19 protein-coding genes are annotated in these 19,173 nt (G+C 43.6%); 10 read left to right on the top strand and 9 right to left on the bottom strand.

All coding sequences use genetic code 11. From position 1 onward, the window contains the following. Nucleotides 1-10 precede the first annotated feature (10 nt). Nucleotides 11-2,833, bottom strand: a complete 2,823-nt coding sequence (locus QEP06_RS10020; protein ID WP_285270135.1) for a gluzincin family metallopeptidase — start codon at nt 2,831-2,833, stop codon at nt 11-13. A 79-nt stretch (nt 2,834-2,912) separates the two neighbouring features. On the opposite strand from QEP06_RS10020, the gene QEP06_RS10015 reads away from it, so the two are divergent. Further along, nucleotides 2,913-3,782, top strand: coding sequence for a DUF4846 domain-containing protein (locus QEP06_RS10015; protein WP_285270134.1), 870 nt, complete (start codon nt 2,913-2,915; stop codon nt 3,780-3,782). Nucleotides 3,783-3,835: 53 nt separating this feature from the next. Here the strand turns inward: QEP06_RS10015 and QEP06_RS10010 are convergent, their stop codons facing one another. The 3 genes from QEP06_RS10010 to QEP06_RS10000 all read right to left on the bottom strand — a co-directional run bounded on the left by QEP06_RS10010 (nt 3,836) and on the right by QEP06_RS10000 (nt 5,800). Further along, nucleotides 3,836-4,408, bottom strand: coding sequence for a YceI family protein (locus tag QEP06_RS10010; protein ID WP_285270133.1), 573 nt, complete (start codon nt 4,406-4,408; stop codon nt 3,836-3,838). An 84-nt stretch (nt 4,409-4,492) separates the two neighbouring features. Then, on the bottom strand, nt 4,493-5,014 hold the full coding sequence (locus tag QEP06_RS10005) for a GreA/GreB family elongation factor (protein WP_285270132.1): 522 nt from the start codon (nt 5,012-5,014) through the stop codon (nt 4,493-4,495). An 81-nt stretch (nt 5,015-5,095) separates the two neighbouring features. Then, the gene (locus QEP06_RS10000; protein ID WP_285270131.1) at nt 5,096-5,800 is read right to left on the bottom strand and encodes a DsbA family oxidoreductase; all 705 of its coding nucleotides are present in this window, start codon (nt 5,798-5,800) and stop codon (nt 5,096-5,098) included. 326 nt (nt 5,801-6,126) lie between these two features. On the opposite strand from QEP06_RS10000, the gene uvrA reads away from it, so the two are divergent. The 3 genes from uvrA (at nt 6,127) to QEP06_RS11715 (ending at nt 10,086) form a co-directional block, all read left to right on the top strand. After that, complete coding sequence (gene uvrA / locus QEP06_RS09995) at nt 6,127-8,958, top strand: excinuclease ABC subunit UvrA (RefSeq protein WP_285270130.1); 2,832 nt, start codon at nt 6,127-6,129, stop codon at nt 8,956-8,958. Nucleotides 8,959-9,028: 70 nt separating this feature from the next. Next, entirely contained in the window at nt 9,029-9,523 is a 495-nt protein-coding gene (locus QEP06_RS09990) for a GNAT family N-acetyltransferase (protein WP_285270129.1), read from the top strand. A gap of 77 nt (nt 9,524-9,600) precedes the next feature. Further along, nucleotides 9,601-10,086, top strand: a complete 486-nt coding sequence (locus QEP06_RS11715) for a hypothetical protein (protein WP_285270128.1) — start codon at nt 9,601-9,603, stop codon at nt 10,084-10,086. Nucleotides 10,087-10,136: 50 nt separating this feature from the next. Here the strand turns inward: QEP06_RS11715 and QEP06_RS09980 are convergent, their stop codons facing one another. From QEP06_RS09980 to QEP06_RS09970, 3 genes are read right to left on the bottom strand one after another with little or no spacing between them, the layout of a single operon-like run. Beyond that, on the bottom strand, nt 10,137-10,385 hold the full coding sequence (locus QEP06_RS09980) for a DUF6952 family protein (protein ID WP_251833782.1): 249 nt from the start codon (nt 10,383-10,385) through the stop codon (nt 10,137-10,139). Nucleotide 10,386: 1 nt separating this feature from the next. After that, a complete protein-coding gene (locus tag QEP06_RS09975; protein WP_251833781.1) occupies nt 10,387-10,695 on the bottom strand; it encodes a thioredoxin family protein in 309 nt (102 codons plus the stop codon). Between the two features lie 52 nt (nt 10,696-10,747). Continuing rightward, a complete protein-coding gene (locus QEP06_RS09970; RefSeq protein WP_251833780.1) occupies nt 10,748-11,383 on the bottom strand; it encodes a peroxiredoxin in 636 nt (211 codons plus the stop codon). Nucleotides 11,384-11,531: 148 nt separating this feature from the next. Between QEP06_RS09970 and QEP06_RS09965 the strand changes: the two genes are divergently transcribed. The 6 genes from QEP06_RS09965 to upp all read left to right on the top strand — a co-directional run bounded on the left by QEP06_RS09965 (nt 11,532) and on the right by upp (nt 16,863). Further along, nucleotides 11,532-12,005, top strand: coding sequence for a heme-binding domain-containing protein (locus QEP06_RS09965; RefSeq protein ID WP_285270127.1), 474 nt, complete (start codon nt 11,532-11,534; stop codon nt 12,003-12,005). Between the two features lie 8 nt (nt 12,006-12,013). After that, a complete protein-coding gene (locus QEP06_RS09960) occupies nt 12,014-12,421 on the top strand; it encodes a thiol-disulfide oxidoreductase DCC family protein (RefSeq protein ID WP_285270126.1) in 408 nt (135 codons plus the stop codon). Nucleotides 12,422-12,532: 111 nt separating this feature from the next. Then, on the top strand, nt 12,533-13,180 hold the full coding sequence (locus QEP06_RS09955) for a DUF4290 domain-containing protein (protein WP_285270125.1): 648 nt from the start codon (nt 12,533-12,535) through the stop codon (nt 13,178-13,180). Between the two features lie 3 nt (nt 13,181-13,183). Beyond that, nucleotides 13,184-14,491, top strand: coding sequence for a UDP-N-acetylglucosamine 1-carboxyvinyltransferase (gene murA / locus QEP06_RS09950; RefSeq protein WP_285270124.1), 1,308 nt, complete (start codon nt 13,184-13,186; stop codon nt 14,489-14,491). Nucleotides 14,492-14,817: 326 nt separating this feature from the next. Then, a complete protein-coding gene (der, locus tag QEP06_RS09945) occupies nt 14,818-16,128 on the top strand; it encodes a ribosome biogenesis GTPase Der (protein WP_251833775.1) in 1,311 nt (436 codons plus the stop codon). An 84-nt stretch (nt 16,129-16,212) separates the two neighbouring features. Continuing rightward, entirely contained in the window at nt 16,213-16,863 is a 651-nt protein-coding gene (upp, locus tag QEP06_RS09940; RefSeq protein ID WP_251833774.1) for a uracil phosphoribosyltransferase, read from the top strand. A gap of 11 nt (nt 16,864-16,874) precedes the next feature. Here the strand turns inward: upp and QEP06_RS09935 are convergent, their stop codons facing one another. Then, a complete protein-coding gene (locus QEP06_RS09935) occupies nt 16,875-17,528 on the bottom strand; it encodes a ComF family protein (RefSeq protein ID WP_285270123.1) in 654 nt (217 codons plus the stop codon). Between the two features lie 41 nt (nt 17,529-17,569). Continuing rightward, nucleotides 17,570-19,036, bottom strand: coding sequence for a helix-turn-helix domain-containing protein (locus QEP06_RS09930; protein ID WP_285270122.1), 1,467 nt, complete (start codon nt 19,034-19,036; stop codon nt 17,570-17,572). Nucleotides 19,037-19,173: the final 137 nt, after the last annotated feature.

Genomic DNA, 19,173 nt, shown 5'->3' with positions numbered 1-19,173 from the left:
CTTTAAAGTTTTAAAACCAACCCCTTCTGAAATAATCGGTGACTGCACCGAAATTCAGCACCAGCGTAAAGCGGATCCGCTGCGCATAATCTTTAAATGAAGGTTCGAATCCTAATGAACTTTGCATGGGAAAATAAACTTCCAGAAAGTCCGGAATTACCTTTACCTTGATGCCCGAATCCCAGATGAATTCAGGGGTTTGATGTTTGTTTTTGTAAACGCCTGCATCAGCATAGACATTGAACCACCGCCAGACATGTGTATCGACATTCACAGCGCCAATCCATTGGTTTGCGGTATTCCCCACATAAGATTTAAAACCGCCTTCGGCTAAGATATACTGCTGCGCCAGCACACCTGACGTGGCGCTTTGACCCAAAAGCCCGTAAGAAAAGGCATAATTCGAAACGCGTGAGATACCGTAATCAAATAGATTGTTTTTGGTTTTGTTGCTGAGGAAATAGCCGCCGAAGAAACGCAAGCTGATTTTTTGGTCATCAGCAAACTCGAATCGATACAGCGCTTCCGCAGAAATTTTCTGGAAATCTTCCATCCATTGCACATTTGCGCCAAGATACTTTTCATGGATCACGCGGCGGTCTGAATAGCCATAACCTACGTTCCAAAGATTATATTTTTCGTATTCATTGTTAGCCAGCATCATCGGATTCAGGTCTTTTTCGAAATAGTTATAGGAAAAACCAAGGCTTCGCCCAATGTCACTTCGCGGATTTTTAGAGAAATTAAAGCCTGCTTCCGCGGAAATCTTTCGGTAAGTCAAGTCATAATCATAGTGAAAATGCGAGGCTGAAAGGCCAAAAGTAAGTGACCGGTAAAAGCTCTCGGCCGGCTGAAAAGTATAGCTTACGCCGCCCGAACCGGTGAGTTTACCTGTTCCTGAACTGAAATACGGCGTCGCCGAATACCTGAATTTACGCTGAAAAAAGGAAGTGTTCTGAAAATTAAGCCCCGCCAGTACTTTATCATAAGCATTAAAAGTTACCCGCGGATTCAGGTAGATTTCATTGTATTCAGGATTCGGAATATCTTTAAAAAATTTGAATCTGATCTTTTTGGTATTGGCAAAAAACCCTTTTGTGTACCGATAATTGTCGCGGAAGTTCATCTCCGGGAAAATATAGTCACTGTTCAGAACGATCTTGCTCGCATCAGCCTGCGGAATGCGGTAGATATCAGTCTTTGTGAGATTGTCTGTATCAAACCAAAATGTTTCCACTGCATTGTCTTCGGTTACTGTTTCTATTTTAAAAGGTACCGGAAGCGTGGTGTTTTTCTTGATTTTTACCAAAAACTCGTCCTCCTTTTTAGAATACCTTTTCAGATTGAAATTCACGCGGTTTTTATGCTGCACGAACGGTTCCAGAAAATCGGCAGAGTAGGCCGAAGCGACTGATAACTTATCAAGAAAATCCTTTTTAAGTGGTCTTGAGTTGCGGTTTTCCGCAAAATAACTGCGCAGAAACTGGCTGAAATTTTCCTCACCCATTTTTTCAGCGATGAAGGCGAGCAGGCTGCCACTTTCAAAATGACTGATAGCCAATGCGTTGAAATTGCTCAATTCATTGAACGGAATGTCAATCGCCTGGTCCAGGTTCTGCGTCATCATATATTGGTACGCCAGCCCATACCGTTCGGAAAGTTTCAGCTTCGATGCATGGAAAATTTTAAGTGGTTTCAACCCGAAAATCTTTGCGTCCTCAGGTAAGTCGCCAAGCAGTTTCTTGTCTTGATAAAAACTGTCAATGTAGCGGATCTCCAGATACGTTTTCAGGCCGTTCACCATCCAGTGATCTTCATTTTTCTCGTAAACCGCCGACTGTTCCACCACTTTTTTGCTGATCGCACTAAAGTATTTCAGGTCGGTCTGTTCTTCGGGAGTAAAAAGGCGGAAATGAAATTTCCAGAACTTGATGTCATCAATACCGATAAAACCTTCATCGCGACGGAATTTATCGGAAATGAAAATCTTAGCCGGCAGAAATCCTGTTTTATTTTTAATGAATGCGAGCTGGCGCGGCAGCAAAATCTCCAGATTTGCTCTTTCCGCTCCGGTAAGCTGGTAACCGAAATCCACCAGGACAGTCTGGTTATCCACCGTGCTTTCAATGGAACTGAGACGGCTCGAACCGATGAAAAATTCCGGGTCTATATTCAGTTTGCCTTCAAAATGGTTAGGCTGTACTTCCGCCAGGTTGCTTTTTGAATAGTAAGTGGCGGGCAGATTAAGATTTACTGTCCAGTAGGTGCCGGGATTTTGGTTTTCGTCAATATCAAGATAAAATCGTTCGCTTTGCGCCTCACTTTCAAAACCATCGGGAACAATGAAAAAATATTTCAAAAGCATCTGCCCGTGCTCATCTATTCCGTATCCGGTAAACTTACTCAGTGGAAGACGCAGTTTGTAAATCAGTGAAATTTTGGTGCTTTTACCAGCTTCAAGTGGTTCTGGTAAAGGGATGTAAATGTTTTCATCCGCGCCATTGTATTGCAGCAAAGGGTTGTTACGTGTGGCGATCTGCAGTTCATATGTTCCGCCAAGCTCAGATTTTTCTGCGAAATGCAGGGTGGTCTTTCGGTCTTCAAGTTTGCGGTAAGCAAGTGGCGTACGGTCTTTTTTGTAGGCTGCAAGCCAGTTGAGCAGCTTGATTTTGCTTAATGGCGTGCCGGTTTTATTTGTAAAAACGATTTCCTGGTCCACGGTTAGCGTTCGGGTTTCGGGTTGTATCGTCGCTTTTATATATACACTGTCGCGCTGCGCCTGCAAGGCTGCAAAATTCGCGAACAACATGAATCCCCAGAGAAATCTTTTCATTTTTATTAAACCTATCAAATATAATGATGTTTTTTCGGAATTTGGTGCCTGCGTTCTTATATCAAAATATTAAGTACTTTTGAGCAAACTAAAGGCGTTGGCAAGGCTTCTACTTCTTTTTTTTCTGTCGGTTTTGGGTACCTGCAATACTTTTGGGCAGGTAGTGGAAACCACGGAAGCGATAATCAGCGATCCGAAAAAATCAAAAATAATCAGCCGCTTCACACCACCTAAAGGTTTTGCTTGGCTAAGGCCGCCAAAAGGAAGTTTCAGCGAATATCTCGTACATTTTCCGCTGCTCCCGCCGGGTTTCCCTATTCGCGATTATCGTGCCATTCCGGTTGAAAATCAGGATTTCCATATGGCAGTTTTGAAAATTGATGTCGGGGACAAAGACCTGCAGCAGTGCGCCGATGCGTGGATGCGTCTTTATGCCGAATATCTCTGGGTCAACAAACGCTTCGATGAGATTGGCTTTGAGTTTACGAGCGGGCAGTATTTCGCCTGGGAAGATTACAGTCGCGGCGTGCGCACACGCGAGCACCGCAAGCGGGTGACGTTTGTTGAAACGGGCCTTCACGATGATTCGTATTTTGCCTTCCGTCAATATTTAAATATAATTTTTCGCTACGCCGGCACCATTTCACTCGACAGGGAATCCCGCGAAGTCACCAGTAATGCCGACATCCAGCCCGGAGATTTCATCATTAAACCCGGCAGCCCGGGACATTCGGTGATCGTGGTGGGTGTTGCCGAAAATGTGCAGAAAAAAAGGCTGTACCTGCTGGCCGAAAGCTTCATGCCCGCGCAGGATGTGCATATCCTGAAAAATCCGGAGAATGCCGATATCTCACCGTGGTATGAGCTTGACGTTGCCGCGCACAAAACGGTCACTGCAAAGTATTCTTTCGAGCCCACTTCGATAAAGCGGTTTCACGCAATTCCATAAAAAAAGCGAAACGCAGTTTCCCGCATTTCGCTTTCATACAAAAACAATAATTCTTATTGTGCTGCCATCTCAAAATCGCCTTTTATTCTTACCAAGTCGCTGATCACTGCTTCCGGGAAGTTCGGGCCTACGTTGAAATCTGATCTTTTGATGGTTCCAAGAACCTGATATCCATGCGTAGTTTTCTTATTCTTTGCATTTACGTAAGATCCACGGTAGACAAGGTTAAGTGTCACCGGTTTTGTAACGCCATGCATTGTCAGGTTACCTTTCAGTGTGTAATAGTTATTTCTGGTTTTCTTTAATGATGTACTGGTGAACGTCATCGTTGGGAACTGTTCTGCATCGAAGAAATCTGCATTTTTAAGGTGTTTATCGCGCGCATCGATATGCGTGTTGATAGAGTTTACGTCTACTGTGAAATTTACTTGAGAATTCACGAAGTCTTTTTCGTCAGCATTGATCGTTAACGTTGATTTGTCAAAATTTCCCGTGATGTCGTTAATTCCTAAGTGGATTACAGAAAACTGGATTCGCGAGTGTGCCGGATCGCTTGTAAGTGTGATCTGAGCGAATGACAACGCAGAAAACAATACCGCTGCGAATAATGAGAATAATTTTTTCATAATAATTTTTACTTATTGAGGTTAATATTAATGCAAATTTACGCTTCTCCGAATGCCGCCGCATTGATCTACGTTAAATAATTATTATTTCTTCAAGTCATTTTGCAAATATTTGACAGACAGAATTTCGAAAACATTGGTTCTTTCCCCTAATTGCAGTTTCGCCTTGTCACCTACCTTCTTTTTGATCAATGTTTTGGCTAACGGCGTTGTAAAAGCCAGTTTGCCTTTACCGATATTCGCTTCATCTACGCCCACCAGCTGGAAAGTCTGCTTCAGGTCAGTTTCTACATTTTTGAATTGTACCGTAGCACCAAAGTGCACCTCGTCCTGAGGCAAGCGTGTAGAATCAACGATTTTCGCTGAAGCGATGCGCGCGTTGAGCAGTTGTAGTTTGGCATTTATATAGTTGAAGGCAATGCGGTACTCCCTTTCATGCGAAGAATCGAGCTGTTCCTGCTGCTGCAGCAATTCTTCACGTTCATCCTGCAGTGCCTGCATTCCGGCGGGAGTTACAAGATTTTCGGCACCGGCCGGCAGATCCGCTCGGGGCGGAACCAACGGAACCTCTTCCTGATCATCTTCTTTTACAAATCCACGACTCATTTTATCTTTGTTTTATTTAATTAGCGGCAGCAATTTCCAGTCCGAATAACCTGTCAGAAACTGCCGCGATCAATATTCACATTAGTTGCAGTTGCCATCTGCGTCGCAACTTTCGCCGGAACTGATGATCTGTAAGCCTTTGTCTCCCGCTGAAAATTCCTCGTAAGATTTTGTAAGAACCTCAAGGAAATGCTCGGGTTGCTGCGCGCCCGAAACGCCGTATTTGTCATTAAACACAAAAAATGGCACTGCATTGATGCCCAGTTGTCTTGCCATCAAACCATCCTGAGCCACAGCGTGAGAAAGTTCATCAGAATTGAATGCCTTTTTCGCATCTTCTTCGGTAATGCCCATTGACGTTGCGACTTTTAGCAGTGTAGATTCATCATCAATATTCTCGGCATCGATGAACTGCGCTTTGAAAAGTGCTTCTTCCATGGCATCAGCTACACCTTTTTGTTTGGCTAACTGAATGATTAAGTGTGCTTTATAAGAATTTGCAATCTTTGAATTATCAAAATTAAACTCGATTCCGGCTTCGCGGCCTGCGTTTTTGGCATGTTCATGCATGGCTTTTGCCTGTTCTGTGGAGATCCCTTTTATTTCCGAAAAGAATTCATACGGGTCCCGGTCTGGCTGCGTCTCCAGGTCGGGATCGAGCTGGAAACTGTGCCACACGACCTGAATATTCTCTGCCTGGGGAAATTTTTCAAGCGCTTTTTCGAATTTTTTCTTTCCGACGTAGCAAAACGGACAGCGAACGTCGCTCCAAATATTTACTTTCATAATTGTACTGTTGATATCATTCCAAAATTAATGTTTTAAAAATTTAAAAGCATTGACCTAAGTTAAGCATTACCCCATTCGGCTTCCCCTAAGTCGGGTTCGCAATAAAGATTTAAATATTTTTGGGTGTTTACGCACTTGTTTAGTATTTCAAAGTCACTTCCATCATGCTTAATTTAAATTTTTGAATTTCAATGATTTGCTTGACTTTAGCTTTATGCACATTTTTTAAGCTAAGACTTTATATATCTGGCCGGCAGAATAGAATGGCACAAAATTCCGTATTTTTGCAAACTCTTAAAATATAGATTTTAAGACACCAGAAAATGAAAGATTCAAAAGAATATATAGAAATTTATGGCGCGCGCGAGCACAACCTGAAAAACATTACGCTAAAGATTCCGCGCAATGAGCTGGTGGTGATCACCGGGCTTTCGGGCAGTGGAAAATCTTCGCTGGCCTTTGATACAATCTTCGCTGAAGGGCAGCGCCGCTATATCGAAACATTCTCCGCTTACGCGCGTCAGTTTCTGGGCGGACTTGAACGACCGGACGTCGATAAAATTGATGGACTTTCGCCCGTAATCGCGATCGAGCAGAAAACCACGAATAAAAATCCCCGCTCCACTGTGGGCACGGTAACTGAGTTGTATGATTACCTGCGTCTACTTTTTGCGCGGGTTTCAGATGCATATTCCCTAAACAGCGGAAAAAAACTTGTTAGTTATACCGAGGAGCAGATCCTTGAAACCATCCAGGAAAATTATGATGGCCAAAAGTTGCTGCTTCTGGCTCCTGTAGTCACCTCACGAAAAGGTCACTATCACGAACTCTTCGTGCAGATGGCCAAAAAAGGGTACAGCCAGGCCCGAATTGACGGTGAACTGCAGGATATAGAATACGACCTGAAACTCGACCGCTACAAAACACACGACATTGATATTGTGATTGACCGCTGGATCATTGGCGAAAGTGCGTCGGAAGCACGTATGGCAAAATCTTTGCGAACCGCGATGCAGATGGGCGAGGGTACCATAGGAATTCAGCTGCTTGGAAGTACAGACATTGAATATTTCTCCAAAAACCTGATGGACGCAGAGTCGGGTCACTCGCTTGCTTTGCCGGAACCCAACACGTTTTCATTCAACTCACCAAAAGGCAGTTGCCCACATTGCAAAGGCCTTGGTACGGTGCAAAAAGTGAACACCAAATATTTCGTTGAAAATCCTAAATTATCGGTTAATCAGGGCGCATTATTACCGTTGGAGGACATAAAATCTAACAAATGGGTGCTCGGACAAATCAGGAATATTCTAGAGATTTTCGGTTTGACGCTCGCAACACCATTTAAGGATATACCGGAAGAAGCCATCGACTATATTTACAATGGCTGCCACCGTGAATTCAACAAAGATTTGAAGTATGCCGGTATTACTAAAAAGATTAAAGTAAGTTTTGATGGTCTCGTGAGCATCATAAATGAACTCATCGAGGACAAAGAAAGTTATGATGCGGTTTTGCTTGAGCGGCATTTCACCACCGAAGAGATATGTTCCGAATGTAAGGGTGCGAGGCTGCAGCAATCCAGCTTAAGTTTTAAAATAGACGGTAGAAATATCGCTGAGGTCAGCTCGTTTTCGCTGCTGGACCTGATGGATTGGCTCAATGACATTGAAGGAAAATTCAGCGAAAAAAACCATGTGATTGCGCATGAAATTCTGAAAGAGATCAAAACACGTTTGCAGTTTTTGCTCGACGTGGGCCTCGATTATTTAAGTTTAAGCCGTAGTTCACGTACACTTTCCGGCGGCGAATCTCAGCGGATACGGCTCGCAACCCAAATTGGTTCCCAATTGGTGAATGTGCTTTACATTCTCGATGAACCTTCGATTGGTCTTCACCAGCGAGATAATGAAAGGCTTATCAATTCGCTTAAAAATCTGCGCGACATCGGTAACTCGGTGATTGTTGTGGAACATGATAAGGACATGATTTTGGAAGCAGATGAAGTGCTGGATATCGGTCCGCGCGCCGGCAAATTTGGTGGTGAAGTTCTGTGGCAGGGGAAGCCGGATGAATTGCTGAAAGCCGACACGCTTACCGCAGATTACATGACGGGCCGCCGAAACATTCCGGTGCCGGCAGAAAGACGGGCGGGTAACGGAAAATCTTTAGTTTTAAAAGGTGCGAGCGGAAATAATCTTAAGAATGTAAGTATTGAGATTCCACTCGGGAAATTGGTTGTGGTAACCGGAATTTCCGGCAGCGGTAAATCTTCGCTGATCAATGGTACGCTTTATCCGATTCTGAACCGGCATTTTTACCGTGCGGTGCAGGAGCCCTTGCCGTATAAAAAGTTTGAAGGAATCGAGAATATCGACAAAATTGTAGATGTTGATCAGGCCCCGATTGGGCGTACCCCGCGCTCAAATCCGGCAACATATACCGGCATGTTCACCGATATCCGAAATCTTTTTGCGGAACTTCCGGAATCTAAAATCCGCGGTTACAAAGCGGGACGTTTCAGTTTCAACGTAAAAGGCGGCCGTTGCGAGACTTGCCAGGGCGGTGGTCTGAAGGTGATTGAGATGAATTTCCTGCCAGACGTTTACGTTCATTGCGAAACCTGCCACGGCAAACGTTTCAACCGTGAAACACTGGAGGTTCGCTACAAAGGCAAATCGATTTCAGATGTGCTGGAAATGACGATTGATGAGGCTACTGAATTCTTTAAACCTTTGCCTAGGATATTCGCGAAAGTGAAAACCCTGCAGGATGTCGGCCTCGGATATATCACGCTCGGTCAGCAGTCTACCACGCTTTCGGGCGGTGAGGCGCAAAGAATCAAACTTGCGACCGAACTTTCGAAAAAACAGACGGGTAACACGCTCTATATTTTAGATGAGCCCACCACCGGCTTGCACTTTGAGGACGTGAAAGTACTGATGGAAGCCATCAACAAGCTGGTGGACCTGGGGAATTCTTTTGTAATAATAGAACATAACCTGGATGTCATCAAACTCGCAGACCACATTATCGATGTGGGTATGGAAGGCGGCAGCAAAGGCGGTGAAATAGTTGCCAAGGGCACGCCCGAAGAAGTAGCGCGGTCTAAGAAATCGCTCACTGCACGTTTTCTGAAAAAAGAACTCCAGTAAAATATTTAAAAATAAAACCGCGCGATTTGTGCGGTTTTTTTAAATTTAAAACTGAAAAAATTTAAACCAAATGACTTTCAAACTGCGCACGATGAGGGACCAGGATGGCCCGGAAGTACTGGCGATTTACGGCGAAGGAATTGCCGGCGGAAACGCAACATATGATAGAAACGTGCCGAGTTGGGAATCGTGGGATACTAAATTTCTTCAATGTTGCCGTCTCGTGGCTGAAGATGAAAATCAAAAAGTGTTGGGTTGGGCCGCCATACAGTCGGTTAGTAAGCGTGAGTGCTTCTCGGGCGTGGCGGAAGTGAGCATTTATTTAAGCTTCGCAGCCCACGGTTTCGGAATTGGCCGTGCGTTACTAAGTGAGCTGATTAAAGCAAGTGAAGAAAACGGCTACTGGACGCTTCAATCGGGTATTTTTCCCGAGAATGAGGCAAGTCTTGCGCTTCATTTCAAACTGGGATTCCGCGAAGTGGGCCGCCGCGAGAAATTCGGGCAGATGAACTGCGTTTGGCGGGATGTGCTTATTCTTGAAAGGCGAAGTACGATTGTCGGGTAAAAACCGTTCTGTAAGTAAGCTTTAAATTTTTTGGCATCATCATTGGAATAGGGTTGCTGAATATTAATTTTATACAAATGAAAAACTTACTTAAAATAGCAGCTGTGGCCGGACTGGCTTTCACGATGGCATCTTGCGGAACTGCGAACGATGCTTACGGCAATAACTACCCGAACCGTTATCCGGCAGGAAATGGCGGCGTTTTCCGTACGCCAGATGGAGGAACTTACAGAACCGGTGAAATTTACCGTGACCGAAACGGCAATGTGTACGAAAACGGTCGCGTGGTAAGAACGGGTGATGTTTACGGACGCCCGGGCATCCTGGGACGCGACAATACGGTTTATAATCCGAACAATAATGCGCGCAGACTCCCACCGGGACAGGCTAAAAAAATCTATGGCGGATCTGCCAAAGATTATGCACCGGGACAGCTAAAAAAACGTCAGGTGCAACGCGCGGAGGTATATTCAAACTATAAAAAGGGAAAACATGACCCCCGAAAAGCCGCTGGCAAATACAAACACAGCAAGAACGGCAAAGGTTATGGCAAGCATAAATAAAAAAAGAAGCGGGAAATTTTTCCCGCTTTTTTTTATTATTAATTGCTGTTTTATCTGTCAATTGAACCCAAAACTTTCTGGGCAAAACCGTTTAGCGCTTCACGTTCCGGAACACCGTTTTTCACATTTTGGTGCACCTCCAGCGCGCCACAGATGTTGGTGATTAGCTCGCCAGTAACATTCAACTCCTCCTCACTTACCCCACGCATTTCTGAAAAAGTTTCGAGCACTTCAAGTGTTTTCTCGAGGTTTTCAGCAGTTTGCGATTGGTAAAACTGTCTGATAATCGGTAATTTCATGTTACTTCAGTTCATTAAAAAGGTTAGTGAGATTCTCAGCCTGGTTGGTCTGAACCTGATTCAGCAATTCACCGTTTTTGAAGACCGCAAAAGTTGGCAGGTTGTCTACTTTGGCCAGTTTTCGGCTTTCTGGAAGTTTCTCAGCATCTACATAATAGAACGGAATATCATCGTTCTCGGCAGCTAATTTTTTAAATTTCGGCTTCATGATCCGGCAGTTACCGCACCAGGTAGCCCCATACTGTACCACAACTTTTTCATGGTCTGCAACGATCTGCTGCAATGTATCTTCTGCTAATTCTGTGTACATTTTTTCTTAATTTTAAAAATTAAACATTAAAGTCAAAAAACCCTGACTTTTCTTAGTTCTGAGACGCCAAATACTCAGCTGTAGATTTTCTGTCAGCTTTCATCGCTTCTTTGCCTTCTTCCCAGTTTGCCGGGCATACTTCACCGTTTTTCTGAACGTGAGTGTAAGCGTCGATCATTCTTAGGAATTCTTTCACGTTACGACCAAGTGGCATGTCGTTTACAGACTCGTGGAAGATTTTTCCGGTCTCATCGATTAGGTAAGTGGCGCGGTAAGTCACATTTGAACCTGTGAAAAACTCATTTCCTTCTTCATCAAACTCGAAATCCTGATCTACAATACCAAGTTGGTTAGCCAATTGACGGTGTGTGTCCGCAAGGATCGGATAAGTAATACCTTCGATTCCGCCGTTGTCTTTTGGTGTGTTCAGCCATGCGAAGTGTACTTCATTTGTATCGCAAGAAGCGCCGATTACCTTAGTGTTTCTTTTTTCAAACTCGCCCAAAGCATCCTGAAAAGCGTGAAGTTCCGTAGGGCAAACGAAAGTAAAGTCTTTCGGGTACCAGAACAAAAGCACTTTTTGTTGGTTTTCAGCTGCTTCCTGGAATACGTTGATCTTCAAATCATCACCCATTTCACTCATTGCATCGATCGCGATGTTTGGGAATTTCTTTCCTACTAATGACATATTATATTGTTTTAAATTTTCGTAGTGCAAAGATAACAAGTATTTGTCAATCGGAAAATAATTTTTGATTTATAAAATCTATTGAGGTGAATTTCGCGGTAGAGCATATTTATTATTAAATCCGTATTTTCACACAAAGTAAACCGCCATGAAAGTTCTTGTAGCCATTTTGTTTTTCGGCATGATTTTGATTCAGTTTTTCCCAATTAATAAAGAAAACCCGAAGCCCACGCCTGAGATGGATTTCCTGAATATTAAAAGCACGCCCTCCAAAACTGCAAATATCATTCGCGAAAGCTGCTACGACTGTCACAGTAATGAAACCAAATATCCATGGTACTCGAACGTGCAGCCTATCGGCTGGTTTTTAAAAGATCATATCGATGAGGGCAGAATGAAACTCAATTTCTCCACCTTCGCTACGTACGAGCTGAAACGTCAGGCACATAAGTTGGCTGAATCACGCGAAATGGTGGAAAAACGTGAGATGCCACTGAACTCCTTTGTTATAGGACATCCAGAGGCAGAGTTAACAGATGCGGAACGCGCTGAAATCATTAGATATTTCAAATTCGTTGAAGATGATACGAGGCTTCTGAATGATCTTCCGCCGGAAAAATAAAATTTTAAATGACAGACCCGAACAAATATTATCTATTTTATGACGGAGACTGCGGTTTCTGCAACCATTGGGTGCAATGGATCCTTGAAAATGACAAACAGGAGCGTTTTCTTTTCGCTGCCCTGCAATCAGATTTTGGGCAGCGTTTCCTGAATGAACGAAATTTACCAACTGCCGAACTTAGCACCGTTTATCTGTGGAAACCAGGTGGTTTTTATCTTACCAAATCGAAAGCTGCGTTTGCAATTGCTGGTCTGCTGGGCGGTAAATTTAAACTCTTAAGCTACCTGCGCTTTCTACCGTCTTTCATTACCGATTATTTTTACTCCATTGTTGCGAAGTACCGCCAGGAACTCGCTTCACAAAAATGCTTTCTGCCCAGCCCTGAAGAACGCAAACGGTTTGTAGATCAGTAATAGCGGCTTTTTATATTTAAATTTATGGAAGTCTGCATCACTTTGCTTACTAGCTAGTGAGCGGCACATCGCGCGCATTATTCTGCCAAACTAATTCTTATATTTGCAGCCATGGAATACAACACCTCCCGACCCCAACTTCACATGCCAGAATACGGCCGCATCATTCAGCAACTCGTCGAGCGCTGCAAAGAGCTTTCTACAAAGGAAGAGCGGAATGAGATGGCGGTGGCGATCGTGGATTTTATGGGACAGCGGAATCCGCAACTACGCGATGAAGAAAACTATAAACATAAGCTGTGGGATCACCTTTTCATTTTATCGAACTACGATCTGGATGTAGATCCGCCTTATCAGTTCCCAACAGTTGAGGAGATGCAGGTGAAGCCGAAACGTATGGAATATCCCAAACTGCAGGGGGATTTCAAGTTTTACGGTAAAAGTATACTGCAACTGATAGACAAAGCAATTGAACTTGAAGCCGGCGACGAGAAAGACGCGCTGATACAGGTGATCGCAAACAACATGAAGAAATCTTACAATGTTTACAATAAGGAACATGTACAGGATGAGGTCATCTTCAGGCATCTGAAAGACCTTTCGAATGACAGGCTTGATCTTACGTCACTTGATTCTCTCGAAAAAAACAAAATTTATTACGCAACCAACCGCAATAATAAATCAAACGGTAAGAACCAAAACCAGCAGCAAAACCACCAAAATAAAAAACGGAATTTTCAAAATAAAAACAGGAAGTAGGGTATGAGCGGAACATTCAAGATTAAGGGTGGGAAAAGATTACAGGGTGAGATAACGCCGCAGGGCGCGAAAAACGAGGCACTTCAGATATTGTGTGCGATTCTGCTCACAGATGAGGAGATACGGATTAAAAATATCCCGGATATACATGATGTAAACAGGTTAATCGAGATTCTTGGCGATTTTGGTGTGAAAATCACCAAAAACGGTCATGGAGATTATACTTTCCAGGCGGATGCCGTGAATTTCAGTTACGTAAAATCTGACGGTTTCCGCGAAGACGGCTCTAAACTCCGAGGATCCATCATGCTTTTGGGTCCTATGCTTGCCCGCTTTGGTGAAGCCTACATGCCAACACCCGGCGGCGATAAAATTGGTCGCAGACGTTTGGACACACATTTCCAGGGTTTTGTAGAGTTGGGTGCGGAATTCAATTATGACGATTCACTTTACTTATATTCTTTAAAAGCAAAAGAACTTCAGGGTAAATTTATCCTGCTCGAGGAAGCATCGGTTACCGGCACGGCAAATATTGTGATGGCTGCAGTTTTAGCAAAAGGACGCACCAGTATTTACAATGCCGCTTGCGAGCCGTATCTGCAACAGCTTTGCAAGATGCTGAACCGAATGGGCGCACAAATTTCGGGCATTGGCTCAAATCTGCTCATAATAGACGGAGTGGAAAAACTTGGCGGTACAGAGCATACGATGTTGCCGGATATGGTCGAAATCGGCTCTTGGATTGGCCTTGCAGCTATGACGAAATCGGAAATTACAATCAAAAACGTCAACTGGGATGAGCTTGGCGTTATACCGAACACATTCCGCAAGCTCGGCATCATGCTTGAACGCCGGGGCGATGACATCTACATTCCCGCGCAGGACAATTACAAAATACAGAAGTTCATTGACGGTTCTATCCTCACGGTGTCAGACGCGCCGTGGCCGGGTTTCACACCGGATTTGCTGTCGATCATCCTCGTGGTTGCAACGCAGGCGCAGGGCACCGTTTTGGTTCATCAGAAAATGTTCGAATCCAGATTGTTTTTCGTGGATAAACTTATCGATATGGGCGCACAGATAATACTTTGCGATCCGCACCGCGCCACAGTTGTCGGTCTCAATCATGAGTCGCCGCTGCGTGGAACCACGCTTGTGTCCCCGGATATCAGGGCCGGAAACGCTTTGTTGATCGCTGCACTTTCTGCGCAGGGCGATTCGTTGATTCACAATATCGAACAAATCGACCGTGGCTACGAAAATATCGATGGCAGGCTAAGGGCCATTGGAGCAGAAATCACGCGGGTCTAACTGTCAATAAATATTAAAAATAAAAGGCATTTCATTTCTGAGATGGCTTTTTTTATTTGTAGCAACAGTATTTTTGCAACTTCCGGAGACCCGTCCCGCTCTTCATTGCAATCCCGCCGCGGCGGGGATTTCCATTGCGATCGGGGCTAGAACCTCAGGCGATTTCCCTTCCGAAAAAGAGCCGATCTGTGATGCAATAGGATTATGGATTTCATAAAAAGAATAACATTTCGCTAACAAAATTGAAAACGCTACCTTTGCAAAAATTTTTGGGCTTCAATGGTTGGAGTAACCCATTAATAATTAAATTATTAAACAAAATTTGAATGAGCAATATTGTTGCAATCGTTGGGCGTCCCAACGTAGGAAAATCAACCCTTTTTAACCGGTTTCTGGAGCGGAGAGAAGCTATCGTAGATTCTACTTCAGGCGTTACGCGGGACCGTCATTACGGAAAATCTGACTGGAATGGTGTAGAATTCACGGTGATCGACACCGGAGGTTACGAAGTAAACACCGAAGATGTTTTCCAGGAAGAAATTTCAAAGCAGGTTCAGTTGGCTATCGATGAAGCCACTTCGATCATTTTCATGCTGAATGTGGAGGAAGGACTTACAGATACCGACCAGGAAATCTTTGAGATGCTCCGCAGATCAAACAAACCGGTTTATGTTACTGTAAACAAGGTAGATTCGGCCACAGAGGAGCTGGCTGCTACCGAATTTTACCAGCTTGGAATCGAAAAATACTATACTTTATCTTCTGCGACAGGTTCCGGAACAGGCGAGCTCCTCGATGATATCGTAAAAGAATTCCCAACTACAGATTACAAAGATCCTTTTGAAGGACTGCCTAAAATCACCATTGCAGGTCGTCCGAACGTGGGTAAATCTACCCTTACAAATGCGCTTCTCGATGTTGAAAGAAACATCGTCACCGATATCGCCGGAACAACGCGCGACTCGATTGAGACGCTGTATAATAAATTCGGGCACGAATTTGTGCTGGTAGATACCGCTGGTATGCGGCGGAAAGCCAAGGTGAAAGAAGACCTTGAATTTTATTCCGTGATGCGTTCTATCCGTTCAATTGAGTATTCAGACGTCGTAATCATCATGGTGGATGCTACTTTGGGATGGGAATCGCAGGATATGAATATTTTCGGCCTTGCGCAGAAAAACCGCAAAGGAATAGTGATCGTGGTGAACAAATGGGATCTTGTAGAAAACAAACATACCAACACGACGCGTGATTTTGAAAATCAGATCAAAGAAAAGATCGGTCAGTTTACCGATATTCCAATTCTGTTTGTGTCAGCACTATCTAAACAGAGAATCCTGAAAACGGTGGAAGTGGCAATGGAAGTGTATGAAAACCGTGCGAAAAAAATCAAGACTTCAAAACTTAACGAGGTGATGCTGCCGATTTTCGAGCAAACGCCACCGCCGGCACTGAAAGGAAAGTATGTGAAAATCAAATATTGTGTGCAGTTGCCAACGCCGAGTCCACAGTTTGTATTTTTCTGTAATCTGCCGCAATATGTGAAGGAACCGTACAAAAGATTCACCGAGAATCAGCTCCGGAAACAGTTTGGCTTTACCGGTGTGCCGATTGAAGTGTATTTCAGACAGAAATAATACGTATTTAAGCCTTTCAGATTGTATTTGAAGGGCTTTTTTGTCACCTATAATTTAACGAACTTTGCACCCTAACTACCGACTATGACTAATGTTTTATCAACGCAGTTCTCACTCGTGAATACCTGGATCAACGAACTTCGTAATACCGAAATCCAGAATGACCGCATGCGTTTCCGCAGGAATATGGAGCGCATTGGCGAAATTGCCGCCTTTGAGATCAGCAAAGGTCTAGAGCAGAAAAAAATTGAGATTACCACGCCTTTAGCCAAAATTGAATCCCGTGAAATTGCCGTACAGCCGGTGATCACTACTATTTTACGTGCGGGTGTTCCCTTGTTCCAGGGACTTTTGAACTATCTTGACAAAGCAGACTGTGGTTTCGTAGCCGCATACCGAAAACACGATGCAAACGACTATTTTTCGATAAAACAGGATTACCTTACGTGCCCAAATATTGATGGCCGACCATTGATCGTTGCGGATCCTATGCTTGCAACAGGCGCAAGTCTCATTGAAGCAATCAAAGATTTACTGAATCACGGGAAACCGTCGCAGTTGCATATTGTGGCCGCCATCGCTTCAAAACAGGGCGTTGAAACCATTCAAAAGGAATATCCGGAAGCTATGATTTGGGTGGGTGTAATTGATGATGAACTTACGTCTAAAGGTTACATAACTCCAGGTTTAGGCGATGCCGGAGATTTAAGTTACGGTGAAAAACTTCAGCGGTAGAACTTTCAATTCTAATAATCTTCAGCCATCACAAGTACAGAAATCCGGTTATTGCCCGATTTTAGTATTTCCCATGCCACGGAACTCATGGTATTTCCAGTAGTAAAAACGTCATCGACGAGCAAAATGTGCTTATCAGTCACCTCACGCGTGCAAGTGAACAGCGATTCGGTTTCAGCCCGGTGAATCCGGTCTTTTGTTGCCTGTGCACGTCTGTTGGCATTTCGCTTGAGCAGATTGTGGTCACACGGTATCCCATAATGTTTACTTAATGTGTCAGCGAAAAGATGCAGTTGATTATACCCGCGTTTTCGGAGTTTCTTTGCGTGCAGCGGAACCGTGACAAAGAAGTCGGGAGGGTCATTGCCGAAATCTACGCGCTCTGTGACCCACTCGGCCAGTGTCTTCCCGATCTTTTCGCGGCGGCCGTACTTCAGTTGGTGCACAATTTCCCGGCTCAGACTTTCTTCTTCAAACTGCATCAGCGCATAAGCGTTTTCTACCGGAAACAGAAGCCGACATTTTTCTTTAAGCAGGTTGTTTGCGTTAAACAGATAATGTGTGAAATGAATCTGGTCAAAACACAATTCGCAGACAATCTCTTTAGAAGTGATAATCCGGTTGCAGCGCAGGCAGCGGTTCGGGAAAAGTAAATTTAAAATCACATCCGTGTTTTGTCATTTTAAAGTTACAAATTATGCGCGTGTCACATCTCTTTTTTGATCATCTGAATGGCTTTCTTCATATTTTCATTCAAAAGTTCTTTTTCCAGACGCAGCGCTGGCGCCTGCCTCACTTCGCAGTTTGGGATACTGCAAAATTCGCAGGTTACGCCTACATTCACAGTTCTTATTTGGTCACTTTTAGCGAAATTTATTTTCTTTAAAGAGTTTGAATTCAGCAGGATGCCGAGGCAATAACTCCTGTTAGTTCCGTCTGAGAACGGATTTTTTTGCGAGGTAGATATCACAAGATAGGTTAGACCACTGTCTTTGTAATGAGAAATCTGGGCTGCGGTTAACGTTTCGTTTTCCTGCAGATTCATCAGGTTTTTCACGGCAATCCATCTTCTGCAATAATGTTCGTTGGTGGCGTTGGCGTGCGGTGCCTGTTGGCGGTTCAGATGAAGTTCCTTTAAAATCTCAAGGTTGTCTGAAAATTTCTTCTTCGTAAAACACAGATAAAAAAGGTCCTTGATGCCGAATTCCTGCGGCAAAATGTTGGTCAGGCGATAGTAAAACGTTTCCGGTGAATTGGTAAATTCTTCGATGAGATTCTCAAAATTCTGTGGCTCCCACTCATTTGAACTAAAAAACGCCGATATTTTTTCGGTCAAAATTCCCTTGTGAATCAGCAGGCAACCGGCGAAATAGGATGCGTAATAATTGCTGAGCAACTCCTCGAAACTGGTGAAATCAAGCCAGGAATACGTGTTCGGTCTGATGCGCAGATTCAGGACATTGAAACCTATTTCCTTTGCAAAAATGAAGGTTTTCTGGTCTTCATCGAGAAGTTCATTCAGTAGAAGCAGCTTCTTTTCCGGGATAAAAAGTGACCGAAGTTTTCCGGTGGCGCCATATTTTTCGAAATCCATAGTTCTGATCTCGTAATTAAATTCTTCACGCAGAATTTTCTCTAATGTAACAGAATTAGGTTTATGAGGAATCTGATTTTGAATGGAATAAGCGCTTGCCTTTTCCTCGATTTCCGGAAAAAAATTATCGTAGAGCTCCTGAAAACTCCTAAGCACGGCAAAGTAGAACCGTTCCTTACTCAGATTGTAATTTTTTGAAATTTCTATCAGCGTGGTGATGAATGCTGTCACTTTTTTTGGAGCGTCACTTATAAGGCTGATGAGGTTGTTTTTATTAATCCCAAAAAGATCCAGCGGAATTTCCTTAAAAAAATCCGACTGAATAATTTCAACAATCGGCGAGAGACTTTTGTCGAGTTTCGTGGATACTAAATCATTGTAAGTGCAGTGTAATGCTGTGGCGAGCTGACCGATTTTGTCGTGTTTCGGGTATTTTTTGCCGTTTTCAATCTCATTAAGATATGATTTTGACAATCCGGTTTGATTTGAAAGTTCCTGCAGCGAAATGTTTCTTTTCTGGCGGAACTGTTTCATTTTCAGTCCGAATACGGTTTTGATGAATTCGCCGTCGTGCGTCATAAGTCGGTTTTAAATTTTTAATACTTCCAGATAATCCCGGAAGTCCGATGGACACAAAGTTAAATTAAAAAGAACTGTTTTTCGCATAATTATTATTTTTAAAAGTTAGCGAACGTTCGCTGGAAGTGAAAATATTT

This window comes from Kaistella rhinocerotis (assembly GCF_030243905.1).
GTDB classification, from domain to species: Bacteria; Bacteroidota; Bacteroidia; order Flavobacteriales; family Weeksellaceae; genus Kaistella; species Kaistella rhinocerotis.
Note: the sequence above shows the minus strand (reverse complement) of the source record. Positions and strands in the feature narration are given on the sequence as shown.

Coding starts and splice junctions, on each gene's coding strand:
- QEP06_RS10020 (WP_285270135.1), bottom strand. CDS start 2,833: ATGAAAAGATTTCTCTGGGGATTCATGTTGTTCGCGAATTTTGCAGCC.
- QEP06_RS10010 (WP_285270133.1), bottom strand. CDS start 4,408: ATGAAAAAATTATTCTCATTATTCGCAGCGGTATTGTTTTCTGCGTTG.
- QEP06_RS10005 (WP_285270132.1), bottom strand. CDS start 5,014: ATGAGTCGTGGATTTGTAAAAGAAGATGATCAGGAAGAGGTTCCGTTG.
- QEP06_RS10000 (WP_285270131.1), bottom strand. CDS start 5,800: ATGAAAGTAAATATTTGGAGCGACGTTCGCTGTCCGTTTTGCTACGTC.
- uvrA (WP_285270130.1), top strand. CDS start 6,127: ATGAAAGATTCAAAAGAATATATAGAAATTTATGGCGCGCGCGAGCAC.
- QEP06_RS09990 (WP_285270129.1), top strand. CDS start 9,029: ATGACTTTCAAACTGCGCACGATGAGGGACCAGGATGGCCCGGAAGTA.
- QEP06_RS11715 (WP_285270128.1), top strand. CDS start 9,601: ATGAAAAACTTACTTAAAATAGCAGCTGTGGCCGGACTGGCTTTCACG.
- QEP06_RS09980 (WP_251833782.1), bottom strand. CDS start 10,385: ATGAAATTACCGATTATCAGACAGTTTTACCAATCGCAAACTGCTGAA.
- QEP06_RS09975 (WP_251833781.1), bottom strand. CDS start 10,695: ATGTACACAGAATTAGCAGAAGATACATTGCAGCAGATCGTTGCAGAC.
- QEP06_RS09970 (WP_251833780.1), bottom strand. CDS start 11,383: ATGTCATTAGTAGGAAAGAAATTCCCAAACATCGCGATCGATGCAATG.
- QEP06_RS09965 (WP_285270127.1), top strand. CDS start 11,532: ATGAAAGTTCTTGTAGCCATTTTGTTTTTCGGCATGATTTTGATTCAG.
- QEP06_RS09960 (WP_285270126.1), top strand. CDS start 12,014: ATGACAGACCCGAACAAATATTATCTATTTTATGACGGAGACTGCGGT.
- QEP06_RS09955 (WP_285270125.1), top strand. CDS start 12,533: ATGGAATACAACACCTCCCGACCCCAACTTCACATGCCAGAATACGGC.
- murA (WP_285270124.1), top strand. CDS start 13,184: ATGAGCGGAACATTCAAGATTAAGGGTGGGAAAAGATTACAGGGTGAG.
- der (WP_251833775.1), top strand. CDS start 14,818: ATGAGCAATATTGTTGCAATCGTTGGGCGTCCCAACGTAGGAAAATCA.
- upp (WP_251833774.1), top strand. CDS start 16,213: ATGACTAATGTTTTATCAACGCAGTTCTCACTCGTGAATACCTGGATC.
- QEP06_RS09930 (WP_285270122.1), bottom strand. CDS start 19,036: ATGACGCACGACGGCGAATTCATCAAAACCGTATTCGGACTGAAAATG.